General features: G+C 41.3%; 1 protein-coding gene. It reads right to left on the reverse strand.

Features of this window, described 5'->3' with window-relative positions:
* Positions 1 to 523, reverse strand: a 523-nt coding sequence (locus CTN07_RS22615) for a thiamine pyrophosphate-dependent enzyme (protein ID WP_249030827.1), incomplete at both ends; no start/stop codon positions are given.

Raw genomic sequence — 523 nt, forward strand, 5'->3', positions numbered from 1 at the left:
ATGTATGAATGTGAATGGCGACCTTGATAGATCATATCTTGCCACTGTTTCACCATACCTAAGAATCGGTTATTTAAGTTAATGATCTTAACAGGAATATCGTATTGCAGCGCCGTAGATAGCTCTTGGATATTCATCTGAATACTGCCATCACCGGTTACGCACACCACTTCTGCATCAGGTAAAGCAAACTTCACTCCCATCGCAGCAGGTAAACCAAAGCCCATCGTGCCTAAACCACCAGAATTAATCCAACGACGTGGCTTATCAAATGGATAATACAGTGCGGCAAACATTTGATGCTGACCAACATCAGAAGAGACATAAGCTTCGCCATTCGTTAAGCGGTGAAGCACTTCAATGACTTGCTGTGGTTTAATTCGATCGCTATCAGTGTCATAACTTAAACATTCACGTTCACGCCACGATTCAATTGATTGCCACCATTGCGCGATCTCTTGTTGATCATTTTTAACTTCATGCTCTTTCAATAATTTAAGCATGCTATTTAATACGGTATCCG

Source organism: Photobacterium damselae (assembly GCF_003026815.1).
Lineage (GTDB): Bacteria > Pseudomonadota > Gammaproteobacteria > Enterobacterales > Vibrionaceae > Photobacterium > Photobacterium damselae.